Annotated in this window: 18 protein-coding genes; 13 read left to right on the top strand and 5 right to left on the bottom strand. The window is 59.4% G+C overall.

Annotated features, from left to right (window positions below; all coding sequences use genetic code 11):
- The first annotated feature begins 159 nt into the window (after positions 1-159).
- The 9 genes from ACQZ5Y_RS00905 (at position 160) to recO (ending at position 6,704) form a co-directional block, all read left to right on the top strand.
- Positions 160-306 (top strand): hypothetical protein, encoded by a 147-nt coding sequence (locus ACQZ5Y_RS00905; RefSeq protein WP_003496944.1) that lies wholly within the window; start codon positions 160-162, stop codon positions 304-306.
- Between the two features lie 446 nt (positions 307-752).
- Positions 753-1,331, top strand: coding sequence for a DUF2062 domain-containing protein (locus tag ACQZ5Y_RS00900; RefSeq protein ID WP_003512239.1), 579 nt, complete (start codon positions 753-755; stop codon positions 1,329-1,331).
- Positions 1,328-1,732 (top strand): holo-ACP synthase, encoded by a 405-nt coding sequence (acpS, locus tag ACQZ5Y_RS00895; protein ID WP_112752889.1) that lies wholly within the window; start codon positions 1,328-1,330, stop codon positions 1,730-1,732. The genes ACQZ5Y_RS00900 and acpS overlap by 4 nt, the downstream gene beginning before the upstream one ends.
- Before the next feature lie 211 nt (positions 1,733-1,943).
- The gene (gene lepB, locus ACQZ5Y_RS00890) at positions 1,944-2,690 is read left to right on the top strand and encodes a signal peptidase I (protein WP_003512243.1); all 747 of its coding nucleotides are present in this window, start codon (positions 1,944-1,946) and stop codon (positions 2,688-2,690) included.
- Entirely contained in the window at positions 2,687-3,400 is a 714-nt protein-coding gene (rnc, locus tag ACQZ5Y_RS00885) for a ribonuclease III (RefSeq protein ID WP_003512245.1), read from the top strand. Before lepB ends, rnc begins: the two co-directional genes overlap by 4 nt.
- An 83-nt stretch (positions 3,401-3,483) precedes the next feature.
- The gene (era, locus tag ACQZ5Y_RS00880) at positions 3,484-4,434 is read left to right on the top strand and encodes a GTPase Era (protein WP_013635798.1); all 951 of its coding nucleotides are present in this window, start codon (positions 3,484-3,486) and stop codon (positions 4,432-4,434) included.
- 182 nt (positions 4,435-4,616) lie between these two features.
- Complete coding sequence (locus ACQZ5Y_RS00875) at positions 4,617-5,369, top strand: Crp/Fnr family transcriptional regulator (RefSeq protein WP_003512249.1); 753 nt, start codon at positions 4,617-4,619, stop codon at positions 5,367-5,369.
- Between the two features lie 136 nt (positions 5,370-5,505).
- The gene (locus tag ACQZ5Y_RS00870; protein ID WP_025592901.1) at positions 5,506-5,883 is read left to right on the top strand and encodes a response regulator; all 378 of its coding nucleotides are present in this window, start codon (positions 5,506-5,508) and stop codon (positions 5,881-5,883) included.
- A 56-nt stretch (positions 5,884-5,939) separates the two neighbouring features.
- Positions 5,940-6,704 (top strand): DNA repair protein RecO, encoded by a 765-nt coding sequence (gene recO, locus ACQZ5Y_RS00865; RefSeq protein ID WP_025592903.1) that lies wholly within the window; start codon positions 5,940-5,942, stop codon positions 6,702-6,704.
- A gap of 2 nt (positions 6,705-6,706) precedes the next feature.
- On the opposite strand, the gene ACQZ5Y_RS00860 is transcribed toward recO, so the two are convergent.
- Complete coding sequence (locus ACQZ5Y_RS00860; RefSeq protein ID WP_174049306.1) at positions 6,707-7,921, bottom strand: MFS transporter; 1,215 nt, start codon at positions 7,919-7,921, stop codon at positions 6,707-6,709.
- Between the two features lie 176 nt (positions 7,922-8,097).
- Here ACQZ5Y_RS00860 and ACQZ5Y_RS00855 point away from each other — a divergent pair, with 176 nt between their 5' ends.
- Positions 8,098-8,832: a class I SAM-dependent methyltransferase gene (locus ACQZ5Y_RS00855; protein WP_174049307.1), complete on the top strand. Its 735-nt coding sequence runs from the start codon at positions 8,098-8,100 to the stop codon at positions 8,830-8,832.
- Positions 8,833-8,863: 31 nt separating this feature from the next.
- Here ACQZ5Y_RS00855 and ACQZ5Y_RS00850 read toward each other — a convergent pair whose 3' ends face one another.
- The 4 genes from ACQZ5Y_RS00850 to ACQZ5Y_RS00835 form a co-directional block, all read right to left on the bottom strand.
- A complete protein-coding gene (locus ACQZ5Y_RS00850; RefSeq protein WP_111783193.1) occupies positions 8,864-9,706 on the bottom strand; it encodes an MOSC domain-containing protein in 843 nt (280 codons plus the stop codon).
- Positions 9,707-9,716: 10 nt separating this feature from the next.
- Positions 9,717-10,361, bottom strand: a complete 645-nt coding sequence (locus tag ACQZ5Y_RS00845) for an HD domain-containing protein (RefSeq protein WP_013635802.1) — start codon at positions 10,359-10,361, stop codon at positions 9,717-9,719.
- Positions 10,358-13,129 (bottom strand): DUF2339 domain-containing protein, encoded by a 2,772-nt coding sequence (locus ACQZ5Y_RS00840; protein ID WP_174049308.1) that lies wholly within the window; start codon positions 13,127-13,129, stop codon positions 10,358-10,360. The genes ACQZ5Y_RS00845 and ACQZ5Y_RS00840 overlap by 4 nt, the downstream gene beginning before the upstream one ends.
- Before the next feature lie 239 nt (positions 13,130-13,368).
- Positions 13,369-14,922: a VOC family protein gene (locus ACQZ5Y_RS00835; RefSeq protein ID WP_111803706.1), complete on the bottom strand. Its 1,554-nt coding sequence runs from the start codon at positions 14,920-14,922 to the stop codon at positions 13,369-13,371.
- Between the two features lie 292 nt (positions 14,923-15,214).
- Here ACQZ5Y_RS00835 and ACQZ5Y_RS00830 point away from each other — a divergent pair, with 292 nt between their 5' ends.
- The 3 genes from ACQZ5Y_RS00830 (at position 15,215) to ACQZ5Y_RS00820 (ending at position 17,950) form a co-directional block, all read left to right on the top strand.
- Positions 15,215-16,258, top strand: a complete 1,044-nt coding sequence (locus ACQZ5Y_RS00830) for an ABC transporter substrate-binding protein (RefSeq protein ID WP_174049309.1) — start codon at positions 15,215-15,217, stop codon at positions 16,256-16,258.
- Positions 16,259-16,346: 88 nt separating this feature from the next.
- Positions 16,347-17,135, top strand: a complete 789-nt coding sequence (locus ACQZ5Y_RS00825; RefSeq protein ID WP_003512279.1) for an ABC transporter ATP-binding protein — start codon at positions 16,347-16,349, stop codon at positions 17,133-17,135.
- Entirely contained in the window at positions 17,132-17,950 is an 819-nt protein-coding gene (locus ACQZ5Y_RS00820) for an ABC transporter permease (protein WP_003512280.1), read from the top strand. The genes ACQZ5Y_RS00825 and ACQZ5Y_RS00820 overlap by 4 nt, the downstream gene beginning before the upstream one ends.
- Positions 17,951-18,046 lie beyond the last annotated feature (96 nt).

The following is an 18,046-nucleotide window of genomic DNA, read 5'->3' as shown; positions in this document are numbered from 1 at the left end:
GTTATGCATTCAGTGCATGGCAGCGGCCTTTTACTGTCTCTGGTCGCGCATGTGGTTTGCGACTATCTTCCTTTCAGAAATTGAAAACGGAAAACGCGGCGTGCCGGTGGTCCTACCCCGATGAGAAACGCCATTTCCAAACTGAAAGGACATGAAATCATGTTTACTCCGCTTCGCAAGATCGCCCGTGCAGTTCGCGGCAAGACGACCCAGGAACGCGAATTCGAATATCTCAGCGGCTCCGTGTCGAATGTCGACCTCGAGTTCCGCCAGCGCGAAATCGACCGCGGCCTGTTCCGCCGGTAATGCACTCAGCGCATGGCAGCCGTTCGCCATGCGTATGGGACTTGGAAGGTGGGTGACCGTTGTTGGTCAGTTCCTTCTCGTGTCTCGTAAGGCTGTGTGAATGCGCGTTACGAACGGGCGTTCACCGCTGTCCCGTCTAAATGATAGGACACGCTACTTTTGAAACGAATTTGACGGCGAGAGGTGTTTGTTTCCTCGACGTCATCCTTGGCTCGTCCCAGGGATCTGATAACCTTGCATTCAATCAATCGTTTGCAAATCCTCGGGACAAGGCTGAGGATGAGGTCAGAGTGTTCGGCAAGGTTCGTATACTCGGTGATGCCACGTGGCGTGGGCGGAATTCCAGCTAAAGGCCGGAATGACGGGGAAAATATGCCTGCAAAAGAAATCCCCGTGTCGTATACGATGCTCTTGGCTCAGCCGGGGCGATGAAATAGACTGCCCCCATGCCGTTTCGCCGCCGTGAACCCGTTGGTTTTTCAGAGAAGATTCGTGACCTCTTTTGGCCGCGCACGGGATTTACCCGTTCGCTGCGCTATATGAAGCTGCGTCTCCTGCGGTTGTCTGCGTCTCCGCATTCGATTGCCGCCGGTGTCGCGCTCGGTATCGGCGTGGCGTGGACACCGTTTCTCGGCGTGCATATCATTATCGCCATGGCGCTCGGTTTCCTCATGCGCGTCAATCTCGTTGCGGCAGCACTCGGCACCACATTCGCCAATCCCCTGACATTTCCGTTCATCTGGGCGTCCACCTGGGAACTCGGGCATTTCCTGCTCGGACGACAGAAGGAGGCGGGGGTTGCGCATGTGGATTTCGTTGCGCTGTTCAGCCACCTCGAATTCCGGCAGATATGGAGGCCGGTGCTGGAACCCATGACCGTCGGTGCGCTTCTGCCCGCGGCCGTGAGCGCGGTCATCGCCTATATCACCGTCTACAGCCTCATCAGCGGTTTCCAGCGCCGCAAGATGGAAAATCTCGCGCATCGCGCCGCCAATAAAAACGCGTCTCTGGAGATGTTGAAATGATCCTTGGATTGGGCAGCGACCTGATCGATATTCGCCGCGTCGAACATTCGCTCGCCCGTTTCGGTGAACGTTTCACGCACCGCTGTTTCACCGATATCGAGCGCGCCAAGTCCGATGGCCGCAAGAACCGCGCGGCATCCTACGCCAAGCGTTTCGCCGCCAAGGAAGCCTGTTCAAAGGCGCTCGGAACCGGCCTTGCGAACGGCGTATTCTGGAAGGACATGGGGGTCGTCAATCTGCCGGGCGGCAAGCCGACCATGGCGCTCACCAACGGTGCCGCAGAAAGGCTGGCGGCCATGCTGCCCGCCGGTCACCGCGCCAATATCCATCTGACCATCACGGACGATTACCCTTACGCTCAGGCATTTGTGATTATCGAGGCGCTTCCCGTGAGCGACTGAGACCGGCGGCTGCCGCATTGGCGGCCTATTTGCAGGCGTATGACAGAAGCGCTTCCCTTCCGGCTGGAAAGGTTCTAGAGAAGTCGCAGAAATATGAAAGCGTCGCTGGCTGCGTGAAAAATTGCTTCACCCCGCCGCAGTCGCGAGCAACAACGGCCCGGACGCCTCCGTCAAATCGCAGGAACCGGTAAACAATCAGGCAGGTCTTTAAGTGTCCGAAAAAGCTGAAAAGAAGCAGAACGCCCTCTGGGAAAACGTCAAGGTCATCATTCAGGCGCTGCTGCTGGCCATGGTCATCCGCACCGTGCTGTTTCAGCCCTTCACGATCCCTTCAGGTTCGATGATGCCGACGCTGCTGGTAGGCGACTATCTTTTCGTCAACAAGTTCTCCTACGGCTATTCGAAATATTCGCTGCCCTTTTCGCCGAACCTGTTTTCAGGCCGTATCCTCGAATTCAGCAAGCCCAAGCGTGGCGACGTCGTGGTCTTCCGCCTGCCGCCCAATCCTGAAGTCGATTACATCAAGCGTCTCGTCGGCTTGCCCGGTGACCGCATCCAGGTGACGAACGGCGTGCTGTTCATCAACGGCCAGCCGGTTCCGAAGCAGCCTGATGGCACCTTCACCTCCGATTACCGTGCCGATCCGGGCGCCAATGTACCGGTGTTCCGCGAAACGCTCGATAATGGCGTCACCTTCGACACGCTCGACCAGTCGCCCGATTCGCGCGGCGACAACACCCGCGAATTCCTGGTGCCGGAAGGCCATTATTTCATGATGGGCGATAATCGCGACAACTCGCTCGACAGCCGTTTCGATGTCGGTTTCGTGCCGGAAGAAAACCTGATCGGCCGCGCCAGCGTCATCTTCTTCTCGCTGGGCAATGACACGCCGTTCAGCCGCATTTGGGACTGGCCGTCCAACATGCGCTGGGACCGTCTCTTCAAGGTTGTGGGATGAGCAAGACCAAGCCGCTGTCGATTGCGGAGATTTCCCGTCTCGAAGCGTTGATCGGATATGAATTCAAGGAAAAGGCCCGGCTCGACCGGGCCTTGACCCATGCGAGTGCCCGTTCCGCTGCGGCGGGCAATTACGAGCGGCTGGAGTTTTTGGGCGACCGCGTTCTCGGCCTTTGTGTTGCCGAGCTGTTGTTCTCCACCTTCCGCAACGCCAGCGAAGGTGAGCTTTCTGTTCGCCTCAACCAGCTTGTCAGCGCCGAATCCTGCGCCGCTATCGGCGACGAAATGGGCCTGCATAATTTCATTCGCACCGGATCGGATGTGAAGAAGCTGACCGGCAAGGCGATGCTGAACGTGCGCGCCGATGTGGTCGAAAGCCTGATCGCCACTCTTTATCTGGATGGTGGTCTGGAGGCATCCCGCAAGTTCATTCTGAAATACTGGCAGGGCCGCGCAACGCGCGTGGATGCCGGACGGCGCGATGCCAAGACTGAATTGCAGGAATGGGCGCATGCCCGATTTGCGGTTACGCCCGCTTATCGGGTTGACGATCGCTCCGGACCGGATCACGATCCTAGCTTCACCGTGACGGTGGAAATTCCCGGCGTAAAGCCGGAAACCGGCGTCGAGCGTTCCAAGCGCGCAGCCGAACAGGTGGCAGCAACCAGATTGCTGGAACGCGAAGGCGTCTGGCAGAAAAGCTCCACCTAGAACTGAGCGCCCGAAAGATAGTGGCGCTAAAATCGAGCGCATGGCGAGCCTTGTGGCCGCATGTTGAATACCTCAGACCTTGAATGGATATCATGACCGATCACGAAAACCCCGCCGTTGCCGGCGAAGACATCGCCCTTCCGACCCGCTCCGGCTTCGTGGCCCTCATCGGCCCGACCAATGCCGGCAAGTCGACGCTGGTCAACAGGCTGGTGGGTGCAAAAGTTTCGATCGTCAGCCACAAGGTACAGACGACGCGCGCGGTGATGCGCGGCATCGCCATTCACAAAAATGCGCAGATTGTTTTCATGGACACGCCCGGCATCTTCAAGCCGCGCCGCAGGCTCGACCGCGCCATGGTCACTTCGGCCTGGGGCGGAGCGAAGGATGCGGATCTCATCCTGCTGCTGATCGACAGCGAACGCGGCCTGAAGGGTGACGCGGAAGCGATTCTCGAGGGGCTGAAGGATGTTCCGCAGAAGAAAATCCTCTGCCTTAACAAAATCGACCAGGTGAAGCGCGAAGACCTGCTGAAGCTTGCTGCCGCCGCCAATGAGCACGTGACCTTCGACCGGACCTTCATGATTTCGGCCACCAACGGTTCGGGCTGCGAAGACCTGATGGATTATCTGGTCGATACCCTGCCGGAAGGTCCGTGGTATTATCCGGAAGACCAGATTTCCGATCTTCCGATGCGCCAGCTTGCCGCCGAAATCACCCGCGAAAAGCTGTTCCTGCGTCTGCATCAGGAGCTTCCCTACGCCTCGCATGTCGAGACGGAGAAGTGGGAAGAACGCAAGGACGGCTCCGTGCGCATCGAGCAGGTGATCTACGTCGAGCGCGACAGCCAGAAGAAGATCGCTCTCGGCAAGAACGGCGACGCGATCAAGGCGATCTCCACCGCCTCGCGTAAGGAACTGTCTGAAATCCTCGAACAGCCGGTCCACCTCTTCCTGTTCGTCAAGGTTCGCGAAAACTGGGGCGACGACCCCGAACGTTTCCGCGAAATGGGCCTGGAATTTCCGCGGGGATAAGGCACATCCGGTTCGTCCCACATTCCTGTGACAGGCACAGGAATGTGGATGTGCCGGCCGGAAACGGAACGACACACAACGAACATTCTGAATATCTTCAACCTTTTATCGGGAACCGAATGCATTCGGGTGGGTTGTTCCAAAACGATTGGGCGCAACCTTTTTTTCGATGATGGATATTCATGTCGCCAAAAAAACCGAACGGAATTTCCACCACCCCGTGTCAGCACTGTCCCTTGCGCGACCTGCCGCATTTCAGGGACTTTTCCTCTTCCGAACTGGATTTCGTCTCCCGTTTCAAGACAGGGGAACTGGCGGTCGAAAGCGGTTCCGTCATTTTGATGGAAGGGTCGCACAGCGCCCATCTCTACACTGTCCTTCAAGGCTGGGCTTTCCGTTATAAAACACTGGAAGACGGCAGGCGGCAGATCCTCAATTATGTCATGCCAGGCGATCTTGTCGGCCTGCAGGGCACGGTCATGGGGGAAATGCAGCATTCGGTGGAGGCGCTGTCGCCGGTGACACTGTGTGTCTTCGAGCGCTCGCGACTCAACAACCTCTTCACCGATCATCCGACCCTTGCCTATGACCTGACGTGGATTGCAGCAAGCGAGGAGCGCATGCTCGACAACCACTTGCTCAGCATCGGCCGGCGCACCGCGATCGAGCGTGCCGCGTATCTCATCGCGTTCCTTTACAGCAAGGCAAAGGCGGTTAATCTCGTGCAGGGCGAAACGCCGATCCCGGTGACCCAGCAGCACGTTGCCGATACGCTCGGCCTCTCCATCGTCCACACCAACAAGACCTTGAGAAAGCTTGTCGATCGCGGTCTGATTCGCTGGACGGACAAGGGCTGTCTGGTGCTGGACGATGCCGGACTGAGCCATGTTGCCGGTTGGCAAAACGATGAAAAGCGGCCAAGACCCTTCATCTGATCTTTTTTCGACATGTCTTTTTTAAATGACGTTGGGTCCGTAATTTGCGAACTCTGTCGACATGGCGCTTGAAAATCACATTGGCGACAGCGGCGCAAATCCGTCTGGTTCCCTTCACGTTGAAAGAAGAAGAAACATGGTGCCACAACGCTGCATCATCGTTGAAGATGAATATCTGGTGGCGCTTGACGTCGAGGCGGTTCTCCAGTCCATCGGCGTTGAAACCATCACGATTGCGACGACACTTGCGCAGGCACAGGACGCATTAGGACGGGATGGCGCCGATTGCGTGCTTCTCGACGTCAGCCTTTCCGACGGCAAGAGTTACGATTTTGCCCGCCACCTGCGCGATCATGGAATTCCCTTCGGTTTCGTCAGCGGTTATGGCGACACGAGTGGTTTTCCCGAAGATCTCGTGCATGCGCCCTTGCTGGGCAAGCCTTTCGGTGAAAACGAAATCGCCGATTTCGTGACGACGCTCGTTGCTGCGGCGCGTGACACCGTAAAAGAATAACGTTTCGCCGTCAGATCGGTTATGATCGGGCTTGAATCGGAATTCGGACAGATTTCATGCAGTGGCAGGACGAGGCAATCATTCTCGGCGTAAAGCGTCATGGCGAGACCAGCGTCATCGCCGAGGTGATGACCCGTTTGCGCGGCCGCCATCTGGGGATGGTGCGCGGCGGGCGCTCCCGCAGCATGCAGCCGGTGCTGCAGGCGGGAAACCGGGTGGATGTGATCTGGCGGGCGCGGCTTGACGACCATCTCGGCGAATTCCGCATTGAGCCTTTGCAGTTGCGGGCAGCGCAATTGATGGAAACGGCAACCGCCGTTTATGGCGTGCAGGCCATGGGCGCGCTGCTGCGACTTCTGCCGGAGCGTGACCCGCATCCGCATCTCTATCAGGCGCTCGACGTCATTCTCGACAATCTCCACGATCCTGTTGATGCCGGGGAACTGTTCGTGCGTTTCGAGCTGGCGGTGCTGAACGATCTCGGTTTCGGTCTCGATCTTACGGAATGCGCGGCAACGGGCCTGCGCACCGATCTCATCTATGTATCGCCCAAAACGGGCAGGGCGGTCTGTAGTACGGCGGGGGCGCCCTATGCGGCGCGTATGCTTTCGCTTCCGGCTTTCCTGAGCGAAGGTCAGTCGAAGGCCGCCGATCGCGACAGCCTCGCGGCCGCCTTCCGTCTCACCGCCCATTTCCTCAACCGCCATGTTTATGATCCACGCGGCCTCAATGAAAACGCCGCCCGCGACGGTTTCGTGCAGGCGGCGTTGAAGGCACTGGAGCGCAAGGCGGTGCTGCCTGCGCTCGATAAGGCGGTATAGCCTCAGGCCATTGCTGGCCGAGGTGCGGGTCGTTCCTGAATAGGCCAATGCACGATGGCCGCAAAAATACCCATGCCGACGCCGAGCCACCAGACGAGATCGTAGGAGCCGAGCTTGTCGTAAAGGAAGCCGCCGAGCCAGACGCCGAGGAACGAGCCAATCTGATGCGACAGGAATACGACGCCACCCAGCATGCCGAGATGGCGCGTGCCGAACATGATCGCCACCAGCGCATTGGTCGGCGGCACGGTGGAAAGCCACAGGATGCCCATCACGGCCGCGAAGATGATGACCGAAAGCGGCGTTTGCGGCAGAAGCAGGAAAGCCGTGACGGCGATTGAGCGGGCGATATAGATGTAGGCCAGCAGATAGGGTTTCGAGTAACGCTGGGCAATGACGCCGGCGGCCAGCGATCCGATGATGTTAAAGAAGCCGATCAGCGCCATGGCGATGACCGCATAGCGGGGTTCGATGCCGATATCGCCGAGATAGGCCGGAAAATGCGCGGTGATGAAGGCCACCTGAAAACCGCAGACGAAAAAGCCGGTGGTCAAAAGCAGATAGCTCTTGTGGCCGAGCGCTTCTCTCAGCGCCTCGCCTGCCGTCTGCTTGAATTGCGTCTGCGACTGGCTGCCGGACGAGGAATTGCCGCGCATCGGATAGGCCAGCAGTGGCACCAGCATCATCATTACGGCAAGCCAGACGAGACTGTCCGACCAGCCATAGGTGGAAATCAGGCCCTGGCTGATGGGCGCAAACAGGAACATGCCCGCCGATCCCGCCGCGGTGCCGATGCCGAAGGCAAGCGAGCGTTGCTGCGGCGTAACATGCCGCGCGAAGGCCGAAAGAATGACGCTGAACGAACCAGCGGCAATGCCAAGCCCGACAAGCACACCACCACCGAAATGCAGCCAGAAGGGCGACGTGCCGAAGGACATGCAGATGAGGCCAGCCGCATAGAGAAAGCCGGAAAGCATGAGCACACGGCCGGTGCCGAATTTATCGGCGATGGCGCCGAAGAATGGCTGGCCTAGACCCCAGAACAGGTTCTGCAACGCCATGGCAAGTCCGAAGGTGGAGCGGTCCCAGCCGGTATCGGCCAGCATGGGTAGCTGGAAAAAGCCCATCGCCGAGCGTGGCCCGAAGGTCATGACCGCGATCAGCGACCCGGCGACGATGATCGCCCAGGGCATGGTTTGGCGTGTGGCTTGCGACATGAAACTCTCCCGATGCAGCACCTCGCCCCGTGGGACGCTGTGCCGCAAAATTCCCCTTTGATGAGAGGAATATTATCTTTTGCAAGGCTGCCCCACTAGCAACTTTTCTTGACGGCACTATTCGTGCGATTGATGAGACACTCAGGTGAAATGCCATCGGGCAAGGTGAGGCAACGATGAAGCAGAATATTTACGACGACCCGCAGTTTTTCGAGCGCTACAGCGCCATGCCACGCTCTCTGGAGGGGCTGCGTCAGGCGGGCGAATGGCATGAGCTGCGCGCCATGTTGCCAACGCTGAAAGACAAGACCGTTCTTGATCTCGGTTGCGGTTTTGGCTGGCATTGCCGCCATGCCGTAGAGCAGGGCGTGGCGCATGTCGTCGGGGTCGATCTGTCGGAAAATATGCTGCGCCGCGCCGCCGAGATAAACGGCGGCCCCGGCATCGAATATCGCCGCGCCGCGATCGAGGACATCGATTTTGCGCCGGAGAGCTTCGATCTGGTACTGAGCTCACTCGCTCTGCACTACGTCCGCGACCTCGATGCGGCATTCGCGAGAGTTTTCTCCGTGTTGAAATCCGGCGGTGACTTTGTCTTTTCCATCGAGCACCCCGTGTTCACGGCGCTGGACAAACAGGACTGGTTCTACGGCGAAGATGGCGAAATACTGCACTGGCCGCTCGATAACTATCAGAACGAGGGCGTGCGCCATTCCAACTGGATGGCGGATGATGTCGTCAAATATCACCGCACGGTGTCAGGCATTCTCAACGCCCTGCTGACTTCAGGCTTTGCGATCACGCGGCTCGCGGAACCGAGGCCCGATCCCGCCCTGCTGGCGGAGCGGCCGGAGATGAAACACGAAGACCGCCGTCCGATTTTCCTGATCGTCGGTGCGAAGAAGCCTTGATACGAGATCGTGAGATGCATCGCCCGACAGCTTAACGCCTCTTGATCGCCCAGCCGTCCGGCCGTTCCTCGACTACCTTTGCCGCATCCCCAACAGCTAGCCTGCCTTCGCCGCGCGGTGTCACATTCCAGCCGAAGAGCGGTCCGGGCACGCGCCGGTCGCCGGACATGCGGATGCGGCCCATGGCCTTCATGGGGGAGGGTACATCGCGGGAGCCGGTGATCTGGTCCTGTGTCGTCATGATGCAGCGGGCGCAGGGCTTGACGAAGTCGAAACGGATGCCGCCGATCTCGATCGCCGCCCAGCGATCCTCCGCCCACGGCTCGTCCGTTTCCAGCACGATATTGGGCCGGAACCGCTCCATGCCAACGGCGTCCTCGCCATTTGCACGCATATTGTCGTTAAGGGCTGCAAGTGAAGCGGTGGTGGTGACGAGGATCTGGTAACCGTCCGCAAAGGTGACGGGCGTTTCGTTGCCGGTCCATTCAAGGCTCGCGATGCGTTTTGCGATGTCATCGAAGAACACCAGCTTCACCTCGCGCCCAAGCCACTCAGACAATGTGTCGTTGGTTTCGCTATCGGCGATATTGGCGCTGACGATCGATTTCCATACGGCCACATCCATGCGCTGCCCGGAAGGCATGGCGAAAATCTCGCCACCTGCTTCCCGCGAAAGCACCATGCCGCCATCCGCGTGCTGTGCCAGAACCGTGGCAATATCAGGCAATTCGCGCTGGGTGATGAAGTGGCCCGAAGGGTCGGTCAGCATGGCGCGCCGGTCGCCGGGCAGGCCTTCCGCCGAAACATCGCTTTTCGAGAGGACAATGCCGCGCGCGCTTTTCAGCGGGTAGATGTTGAGTTCGGTCACACGCATTCAGGTCTCCTCAGATTTCGTCGAGAAACAGGTCCAGCACCTGTTTCAGCCGCTCATGGCGGTCCTTTGCCAGTTCTCGCCCGGTTTCGGTGCGGAAACCATCCGCAAGCTTGAACAGCTTGGTTTCGAAATGGTCGATGGCGAAGGCGCGATCATCAAGCGGACGGTCCTTTGCCAGCGGATCGGCCGGGTCGTAGAGCGCCGAACCCATGCGTCCGGCAATATAAAAGCAACGCGCAGCACCCACCATGCCGATGGCGTCCAGCCGGTCGGCATCCTGAAGGATCTTTGCCTCCAGCGTCTGCGGCTCGATATTGGCGGAAAAACTATGTGTGGTGATGGCATGCGCGGCGGCGTCAATATCGGCCTGACGCCAGCCAAGCCCGGCCAGAATGCCGGAGGCCTTTTCCGCCGCCAGCCGTGAGGCCTGCGCGCGAAGCGGCGAGTTCTTCTCCACAGCTACGCAATCATGCAAGAGCACGCTGGCCGCAAGCACCGTGCCATCGCCGCCTTCGCCCGCATGGATGCGCATGGCGTTGCGGAAGACGCGGTGGATATGGGCAAGATCGTGTGAGCCGTCGCCCGCATCGGCGGCATGCGGTATCAGGTCCTGCGCAAGCGCCGCATAGGGCGCAAAAGCCTCAGCCGGGATCATGTCTTCGGCTGCCGGGTGAGGATTTTCTGATAGAACAGACCGATGCCGATCAGCACGACGCCAAGCCCGATGAAGGACAGCGCCCGCAGCACGCCCTCAAGATTGCTCATGTCGATCAGGAATGCCTTGGCGACGGAGATCAGCACGAAGGCGGCGGATGCCAGACGCAGGCTGCGGGCATTGAAGCGCGAACCGACGATGAGCAGCAATACGCCGATCAACAGCCAGACCACCGAGTAGCTGTAGGTCTCGCCCTGCAGGAAGCCTTTCCAGTTGGCAATGTTTTCACCCTGCCAGAAACGGCGGACCGAAAGCGTGGCCCAGGCAAAGCCGAGTGCGGCACCCGCCACGGCCAGCAGGCTGACATAGGCTGCAGGCCGCTTGCCGCGTGCGTAATAGGCAAGGCCGCCATAGGCAAGCGCCGGCAGCAGGTAACCGATCAGCAGCAGGTTGAGGAACGGGATGCGGCCGGTATTTTCGCCGGTGAAATAGGGGTTCAGCGTGAAGAAATGCATCACCAGCACGTTGATGACGGCGATAACGCCTGCAATCATCGAGCCGTAACGGAAGACGGGGCTGGGGCTCTTCAAATCGAGCGTCATCAGTACGCCTGAAAAACCGATGGTCAGCAGCGTATAGATCGACTGTTCGCCAAGCGTCGGCACGCTTTCGTCCAGTGTGCCGCCATTCATCGCATGGCGGATGAGGATTGCGACCGCCAGCAGGCCCATCAGGCTGGCGATGGCCTGCAGGAAGTTCTTTGCCCGGAAGCCCGGCCAGTCGCGCAGCATCCAGGCGGAGACGATAGCTAGCAGCGCCGGAATGCCGTAACCCGGCAGAAGCGCGTTGAAGACCGGCGTGAGCCCAAGATTTTGCGGCCCGACGATGGTCGGCTCCCAAGCGATGCGGCCGAGAACGGCGACGCTTGCAATCGCCATGACCCAGGGCAGCACATCCCAGTTGCGCTGTCGGGTTGCCAGCACATAACCGAAACCGATGACGGAAAGCAGTATGGTTGTCGTAAGCCCCTCAGTCAGCGTGTGCAGGCTTAGCGCGAATGCGGCAAAGGAGCCGAGCACGAGGATGTTGAGCGGCTTGCGATAGGCCTCGTTGTTTTGTCGGTGCAGCCATTCGGCAGCGGCGATCAGCAGGAAACCGAGGCCGAGGCCATAGGCTGCATGCAGCCAGTCACGACCGAGATTTCCATATTCGACGAAGCTCGCTGTTCCGAGCCAGACCGGGAAGAGAGCTGCAATGCCCGCCCAGAGCTGGGCGAAATCCGGATCGTCCGCGCCCTTGCGTTTCAGGAAGGAAAAACCGCAGAGCAAAAGAATGGCGCCAAGACCAAGCGCCATGGCGATTTCAGCCATGTAGCCGGTTCGCACCGGCGGCAGCGCAATCGAGGTATCGTTGATGATGCCGATAAAATCGAGCCCGGAGCGAGACATCACCGAGACCGCAGCCTGCGCGCCAAGTGCTGCGATAATGGCGGGCCAGACCGCGTTGCGACGGGAAGCACCAAGGGCCGCCAGCCCTGCGATGAGCGCTGAGACAATCACGGCCGGATGAAGGTCGATGCCTGCGCCGATGACGAGAAAGCTGAATGCCGGCAGGATCACGGTCATTGAGACGGTGAGATTGATGGCAAGCGACGGGCGCAGCAAAAGCCGCATGGCGCGAACGGCGCGCCGCCCGGAAGTTACGGTTTCTCCCGTTTCGGCAGGTGCTGCGTCGAAATAGCGTCCGGGCCAGAGGAAGATCGTACCCGCAAGCATGACGAGAAGCGCAAGGACCGGAGGTGCGGCACTGATCGTGTCGGCGATGGCGATATAGCCGAGCGCCCAGAGGCCGAGACCGGCATTGGCAAGCGAGGGAGCCACGGTCCAGCGCTGCCTGCGCGCGGCAGCAGCTGTCGCGAGCCAGGAGATCGTCAGGAAGATGAACAGCGCCCATACATCAGGCGTTTCGGTGGCGATCAGCGCAGGCGTCAGCATAGAGCCCAAAAGGCCAAGACCGGCGAGCGCCTGCCCATGCAGAAGTGAAAGGCCAATAGTGGCGAAGGCGACAAGCCCGAGCAGGATGAAAGCTGTGGTGGGGCTTATGTAGTCGTAAATGCCGTAGGCGGCATAGATAACGCCGAACAGCGTCAGTGCACCCGCTGCCGTCAGCACGCCAGGTATCATGGCGTTGGAATAGGTGGTGGCGATACCAGGTACGGCCCTGCGGCGGATTGCTTCGCCGGCAAGACCGAGACCGAGGCCGAAAATGGCGGCGAGCGAAAGCCGCACGGCCGGGCTCAGGAGCCCAGACTCGATCGAATATTTGATCAGGAAAATGCCGCCGAGCGCCAGCGCCAGCCCACCTGCCCACACTGCCCAGCGTGCGCCCAGCAGACTTTCGAAGCTTTCCTTCGGGGCTGACGCGGATGCGGCCTCAGTGGAAAGCGCACTTGTCTCTTCCGCGTTGGCAAGGTTCTCCGCCGGCGCCATGGCCGCGGCCATTTCGGTTTCGGACGGATACTCCGTTTCGACGAACTCTTCTTCCGGCAAAGCCCGGTTTTCTTCTTCCGCCCTGAAATCCGGGTTTTCCGCGGCTGCATCCGCCTCCGCCTGTGCGGCAAGAGGAGAGGCCGCCCCTGTGGCCATCAGCCGCTTCAGGCCGTGAACCTCACGCTCCAGCGACTTGATGCGGCTTGAATTGCGGATGCTTGCGACCAGCGTATAGATGAAGGCTGCGATGACGGCGAGGATGAGAAACGGGATTTCCAAACAGACTCTCCAATTACTAAGCTGTTTTTAAAGCCGTTTTGGCGAATTTATGCAAGGCTTGGTTGAGGGATGCGGGAGGTTGCCGTTTGTTTCTTCCGCCCGCCGGGGAGACGGTGGCCCGAAGGGTCGGATGAGGGGAAAACGTTGCCCAATCTCACGGCCTTTGCCCCTTATACCGCTGCCGTGGCTCTGCCCGGCGGGGGAGAACAAACCACGAGGCAACGCAGTATCGTCAGATGTCACGCCGCAAGCCAGTGCCGTGCCGCTTCGATATCGGCAAACCCAAGATCGTGACCGTCATCGATCATTTGCACTTCTGCCCGCGCGCCGCCGGCCACAAGCCTGCCTTGCACATCTGCCGCTCTGTCGCGATATTTGTCGCGTTCTCCGGCTACGAGCAGGAAGTTGCGTCCGGTAAGATCACTTTCCGGCCATCTATCGAGAATCGGCAACGGGCGATAAAGCAGCGCATCCCCGGCAAGCTCCGGGTAGAGTGCCGCAAAGGCCGCATAGAAATTTGCGCCGTTGGAATGGCCGATGAAGCGCAGCTTAGAGCGATCCAGACCATAGGACCGAATGGCGCCGTCAATGAAGGCGGCAAAGGCTTCCGCTTCCGAGACGATATCCTTCTGGTCGAAGCTGAAATCGGGCAGACGCCGGAACCAGCGCGCGATGTCTTCCTCCGTGCTGCGGCCACGAACGCCAAGAAGCGTGGCGCCCGGAGCAGCCCGGTGCGCCAGCGGCATCAGGCTGGTTTCACTGCCGCCGGAACCGTGCAGCAGGATGATGGTGCTGCCATCCGGCTTCTCGGGCGTATAGAAGCGGTGCACGAAGGGCAGGTCGCGATAGACGATACGTTCTTCGCCCGGCATAGAAAATTGCGGCAGCGCAACGCGCACATCCGCTTCGTCCTTCATGAAGAGTGGCGGGATGAACAAATTTTCGCCGAGTGCCTCCAGCGGTTCGTCCACGGTCATGCCGGGAGCGTCGGTCGCCATTTCAATCAGCACGCCGCCCGGTTCGCGGACATAAAGCGAGTGGAAATATTTCCGGTCGTGGGCATTCGTCGTGCTGGAATTCAGCGATTTCAGCTCGGCCAGAACCGCGTTCAACTCGTCCAAATCCTTCGCGCGGAAAGCGATGTGGTCAACAGTGCCGGTGCCCGGGGCGCTGGACCAGAAGCCGGTCGCGTCGCGCACGTCGATGATGTCGCCGCTTTGCGATATGAGCCGGCGGATCGCGCCTGTCTGGCTTTCCTGCCTGTATCCGAAATATCTTGTAAGGAACGCCACGGTTTCTTCCGGCACCTCGCTCAGCATCGTCGCGCCATAAATCCGGCGAATGGCGTCTTCTGCGGGAATGTCGTTTGTCACATGCGGCGTGGCATCGGCGAAGGCGTTCGTGCCGACCAGCTTGACGATCAGGCCGTCAGGGTCTTTCAACCGGATGACAGGGGTTCCGAATTCGTCGGATGGGCCCTCGGCGCGGATGCCGAATTTCAGCGCGCGCGTCAGCCAGAAACCAATGCTGGCAGGGTCGATCGCCAGTGAAACTTCCAGCGTCTGGCCATAACCCACGCGGCCCTGCCCACCGTCTTCCCAGACGAGGAAGGTCAAAAGCGAGCCGGGCGAGGCGTTTCCGTCGCCGTAAAGCAGGTGAAGCTGCATGGCATCTTCAAAACCGGCAGTGCGTTTGACAAGCCTTAAGCCCAGAAAGCCGGCGTAAAAATCGACATTCGCCTGCACCTTCCGGGTGATCATCGTGATGTGGTGTATGCCCAGTGCAGAATTCATCTTGCCGTCCCCGCCGTTTTGCCTGCTGTTTGTGGCCCTATTTGTCCCACGCTGCGCCTGATCCGCAACCCCGGCAAGTGAGAACGCTGTGTTCGCTGCGTGAACGATATTGCTGTCGCTTCGTTGCATGCGGGATGGGCAAAAATCGGGCTTTTTGCCTGCCGGTTGACCATGAATGCCTTTAAAATAAGCATACAAAATAACGACTATTTTGTATGCAATTTTATCTTGCCTTGATGGCTGGAATTGGGTCTTATGCAACCAATCCAACCATAACCATCAGGGGGAATAGATGATATTAACGCGTAGGTTGTTGTCGAGAGCTCTGGCCATTGCTGCAGTCGGTGCCGCTGCCGGGCTGTCGCTGCCGGTAACGAGCGCCCATGCCGAAACGCCGGTGAAATTCACGCTCGACTGGAAATTCGAGGGACCTGCAGCAGGTTTCCTGCTGGCGCTGGACAAGGGATACTTCAAGGCCGAAGGCCTCGACGTGACGATCGACAGCGGCAACGGCTCGGTGGAGGCCATTCCGCGCGTGGCAACCGGCGCTTACCAGATGGGTTTCGGCGACATCAATTCGGTGATCAAGTTCCTCGATGAGGATCCGAGCCAGAAGGTCAAGGCCGTTTACATGGTCTATGAACGCCCGACATTTGCCGTCGTGGGCCGCAAGTCGCTTGGTGTGACTGGCGACCCGAAGTCGCTGGAAGGCAAGAAACTCGGCGCACCGCCGCCGGATGGCGCTTTTGCGCAATGGCCAGCCTTCAAGCAGGTCGCGGGGCTGGACGACAGCAAAATCAAGATCGAATCGATCGGCTTTCCGGTGCGTGAGCCGATGCTCGCCAAGGGTGATGTCGATGGCGTCTTCGGCTTTGCCTTTTCGGTGATCCTCAACCTGAAAAAACAGGGCATTGCCGATGACGATATCTCGACCATCCTGATGGCCGAGCATGGCTTGAATCTTTATGGCAATGCCGTGCTGGTAAACACTGATTTTGCTGAGAAAAACCCTGATGCCGTCAAGGGTTTCCTCAAGGCGCTGGCCAAGGGCTTCGCCGCTTCCGTCAAGACCCCTGAAGAGGGCGTGGCGGCCGTGCTCAAGCGTAACGAGACGCTTGACAGCGCGATTGAGCTGGAACGCCTCAACATGGCCAACAGCATGAACATCAAGACGCCCTATGTGGTGGAAAATGGCATGGGCGGCGTCGATCCGGCCCGGCTTGCTGCCTCCCTCGAGACCCTGAAAGTTTCCATGGGTCTGAAAGGCAACGTCAAGGCAGAGCAGGTCTTCGACGCGGCTTACCTGCCGCCCAAGGAAGAGCGCATGCTTCCCTGATTGATGTCACGGCGACCGCCCGGATCGCTTGCCGGTCCGGGCGGTTTGCAATTTTTAAATAGCATGGGGGGCTGAAAAGGGGACTGCGATGTCACATCTCGTGGAAATAGACAATGTCGACATGCGTTACGGCGGGGCGGCCGGAACGCTGGCTGTATCCGGCCTCAACCTGACGGTCGACAAGGGGGAATTCGCTGCTGTCGTCGGCCCGTCGGGCTGCGGCAAGTCGACCCTGATGAAGCTGGTAACGGGGCTGCACATTCCGCAAAAGGGCAATGTCATCGTGGCCGGGCGGCAGGTCACGGAACCGGTTTCCATTGTCGGCATGGCGTTTCAGAACCCGACGATGCTGCCCTGGCGCACGACGCTCGAAAATATCCTGCTGCCGCTGGAGATCGTCGAGAAACACCGCCGGCGTCTGCGCGCGCATAAGGCCGAATATGTCGCCAAAGCCGAACGCCTGCTGGAAATCGTCGGCCTCAAAGGCTTCGGCTCGAAATTCCCCTGGCAGCTTTCCGGCGGCATGCAGCAACGCGCCAATCTCTGCCGCGCATTGATCCACGAGCCGGACCTTCTCATGCTGGATGAGCCCTTCGGCGCGCTCGACGCCTTTACCCGTGAGGAACTGTGGTGTGTCATCCGCGATCTGCATACGGCGCAGCGGGTTACCATCATTCTGGTGACGCATGACCTGCGCGAAGCGACCTTTCTCGCCGACAAGATTTTCGTGATGAGTGCAAGGCCGGGCCGCGTTCTGGCGGAGCACCGCGTGCCTTTTGCGCGGCCGCGCCAGCTGGATATCATGTATGACAAGGGTTTCAACGACATGGTGCAGGAACTGCATGGCGAGATAGCGCAGGCGAGGGTGGCGGCATGAGTGCGTTTGTGGAAAGCAGCATGGCAACCGCGCCGTCGAAACCGCTGATCGCCCGGGTCAACTGGGTGAAGGCCGCCCCCTGGCTCTATACGCTGGCGCTGTTTGCAATGTGGGAATTGCTGGTCTACGCGCTGAAAATGCCGCCAACCATTCTGCCATCTCCCGTGCGTGTGGGGCAGGCCATCGTGCAATATTGGTCGCCGATCTGGAAGAACTCACTGCAGACGCTCTATACCACCACGCTCGGTTTTGCGATCGCCGTCGCGGCGGGTCTCGCCATCGGCCTCTTTATCGGCTGGTCGAAAACCATCTATGCCGGACTTTATCCGCTGATGATCGGTTTTAACGCCATCCCCAAAGTGGCGCTGGTGCCGATCCTCGTCATCTGGTTCGGCATCGGCACTGTTCCTGCGGTTCTGACTGCGTTCCTGATTTCCTTCTTCCCCATCGTCGTCAACGTCGCGACCGGTTTGGCCACCATCGAGCCGGAAACTGAGGACGTGCTGCGCGCACTTGGCGCCAGGAAGATGGATATCATGCTGAAGGTCGGCATTCCGCGCTCCATGCCTTACTTCTTCGGCTCGCTGAAAATCGCCATCACGCTCGCCTTCGTCGGCTCGGTCGTATCGGAAACCGTCGCCTCCAATTATGGCCTCGGTAATATGATGAGTTCGGCGCAAAGCCAGTTCAACGTCCCACTGGTCTTTGCCGGTCTGTTGATGCTCGCCGTGGAAGGTATCGTCATGTATGCGATCATGGCCTGGCTCGAAAAGCGCATGACAGGTTGGGCGCATCGCTCGACCATGGGGCAGTGAGCGGGGAAAGAGCCGTATCAACTCGCATTGGTTGCCTTCTCCCCACTGGGGGGAAGGCGAAATCGTGACAATTCAAGGTTTGACCACAGGCTGCGG

This window comes from Agrobacterium sp. A3-95 (assembly GCF_053521785.1).
Note: the sequence above shows the minus strand (reverse complement) of the source record. Positions and strands in the feature narration are given on the sequence as shown.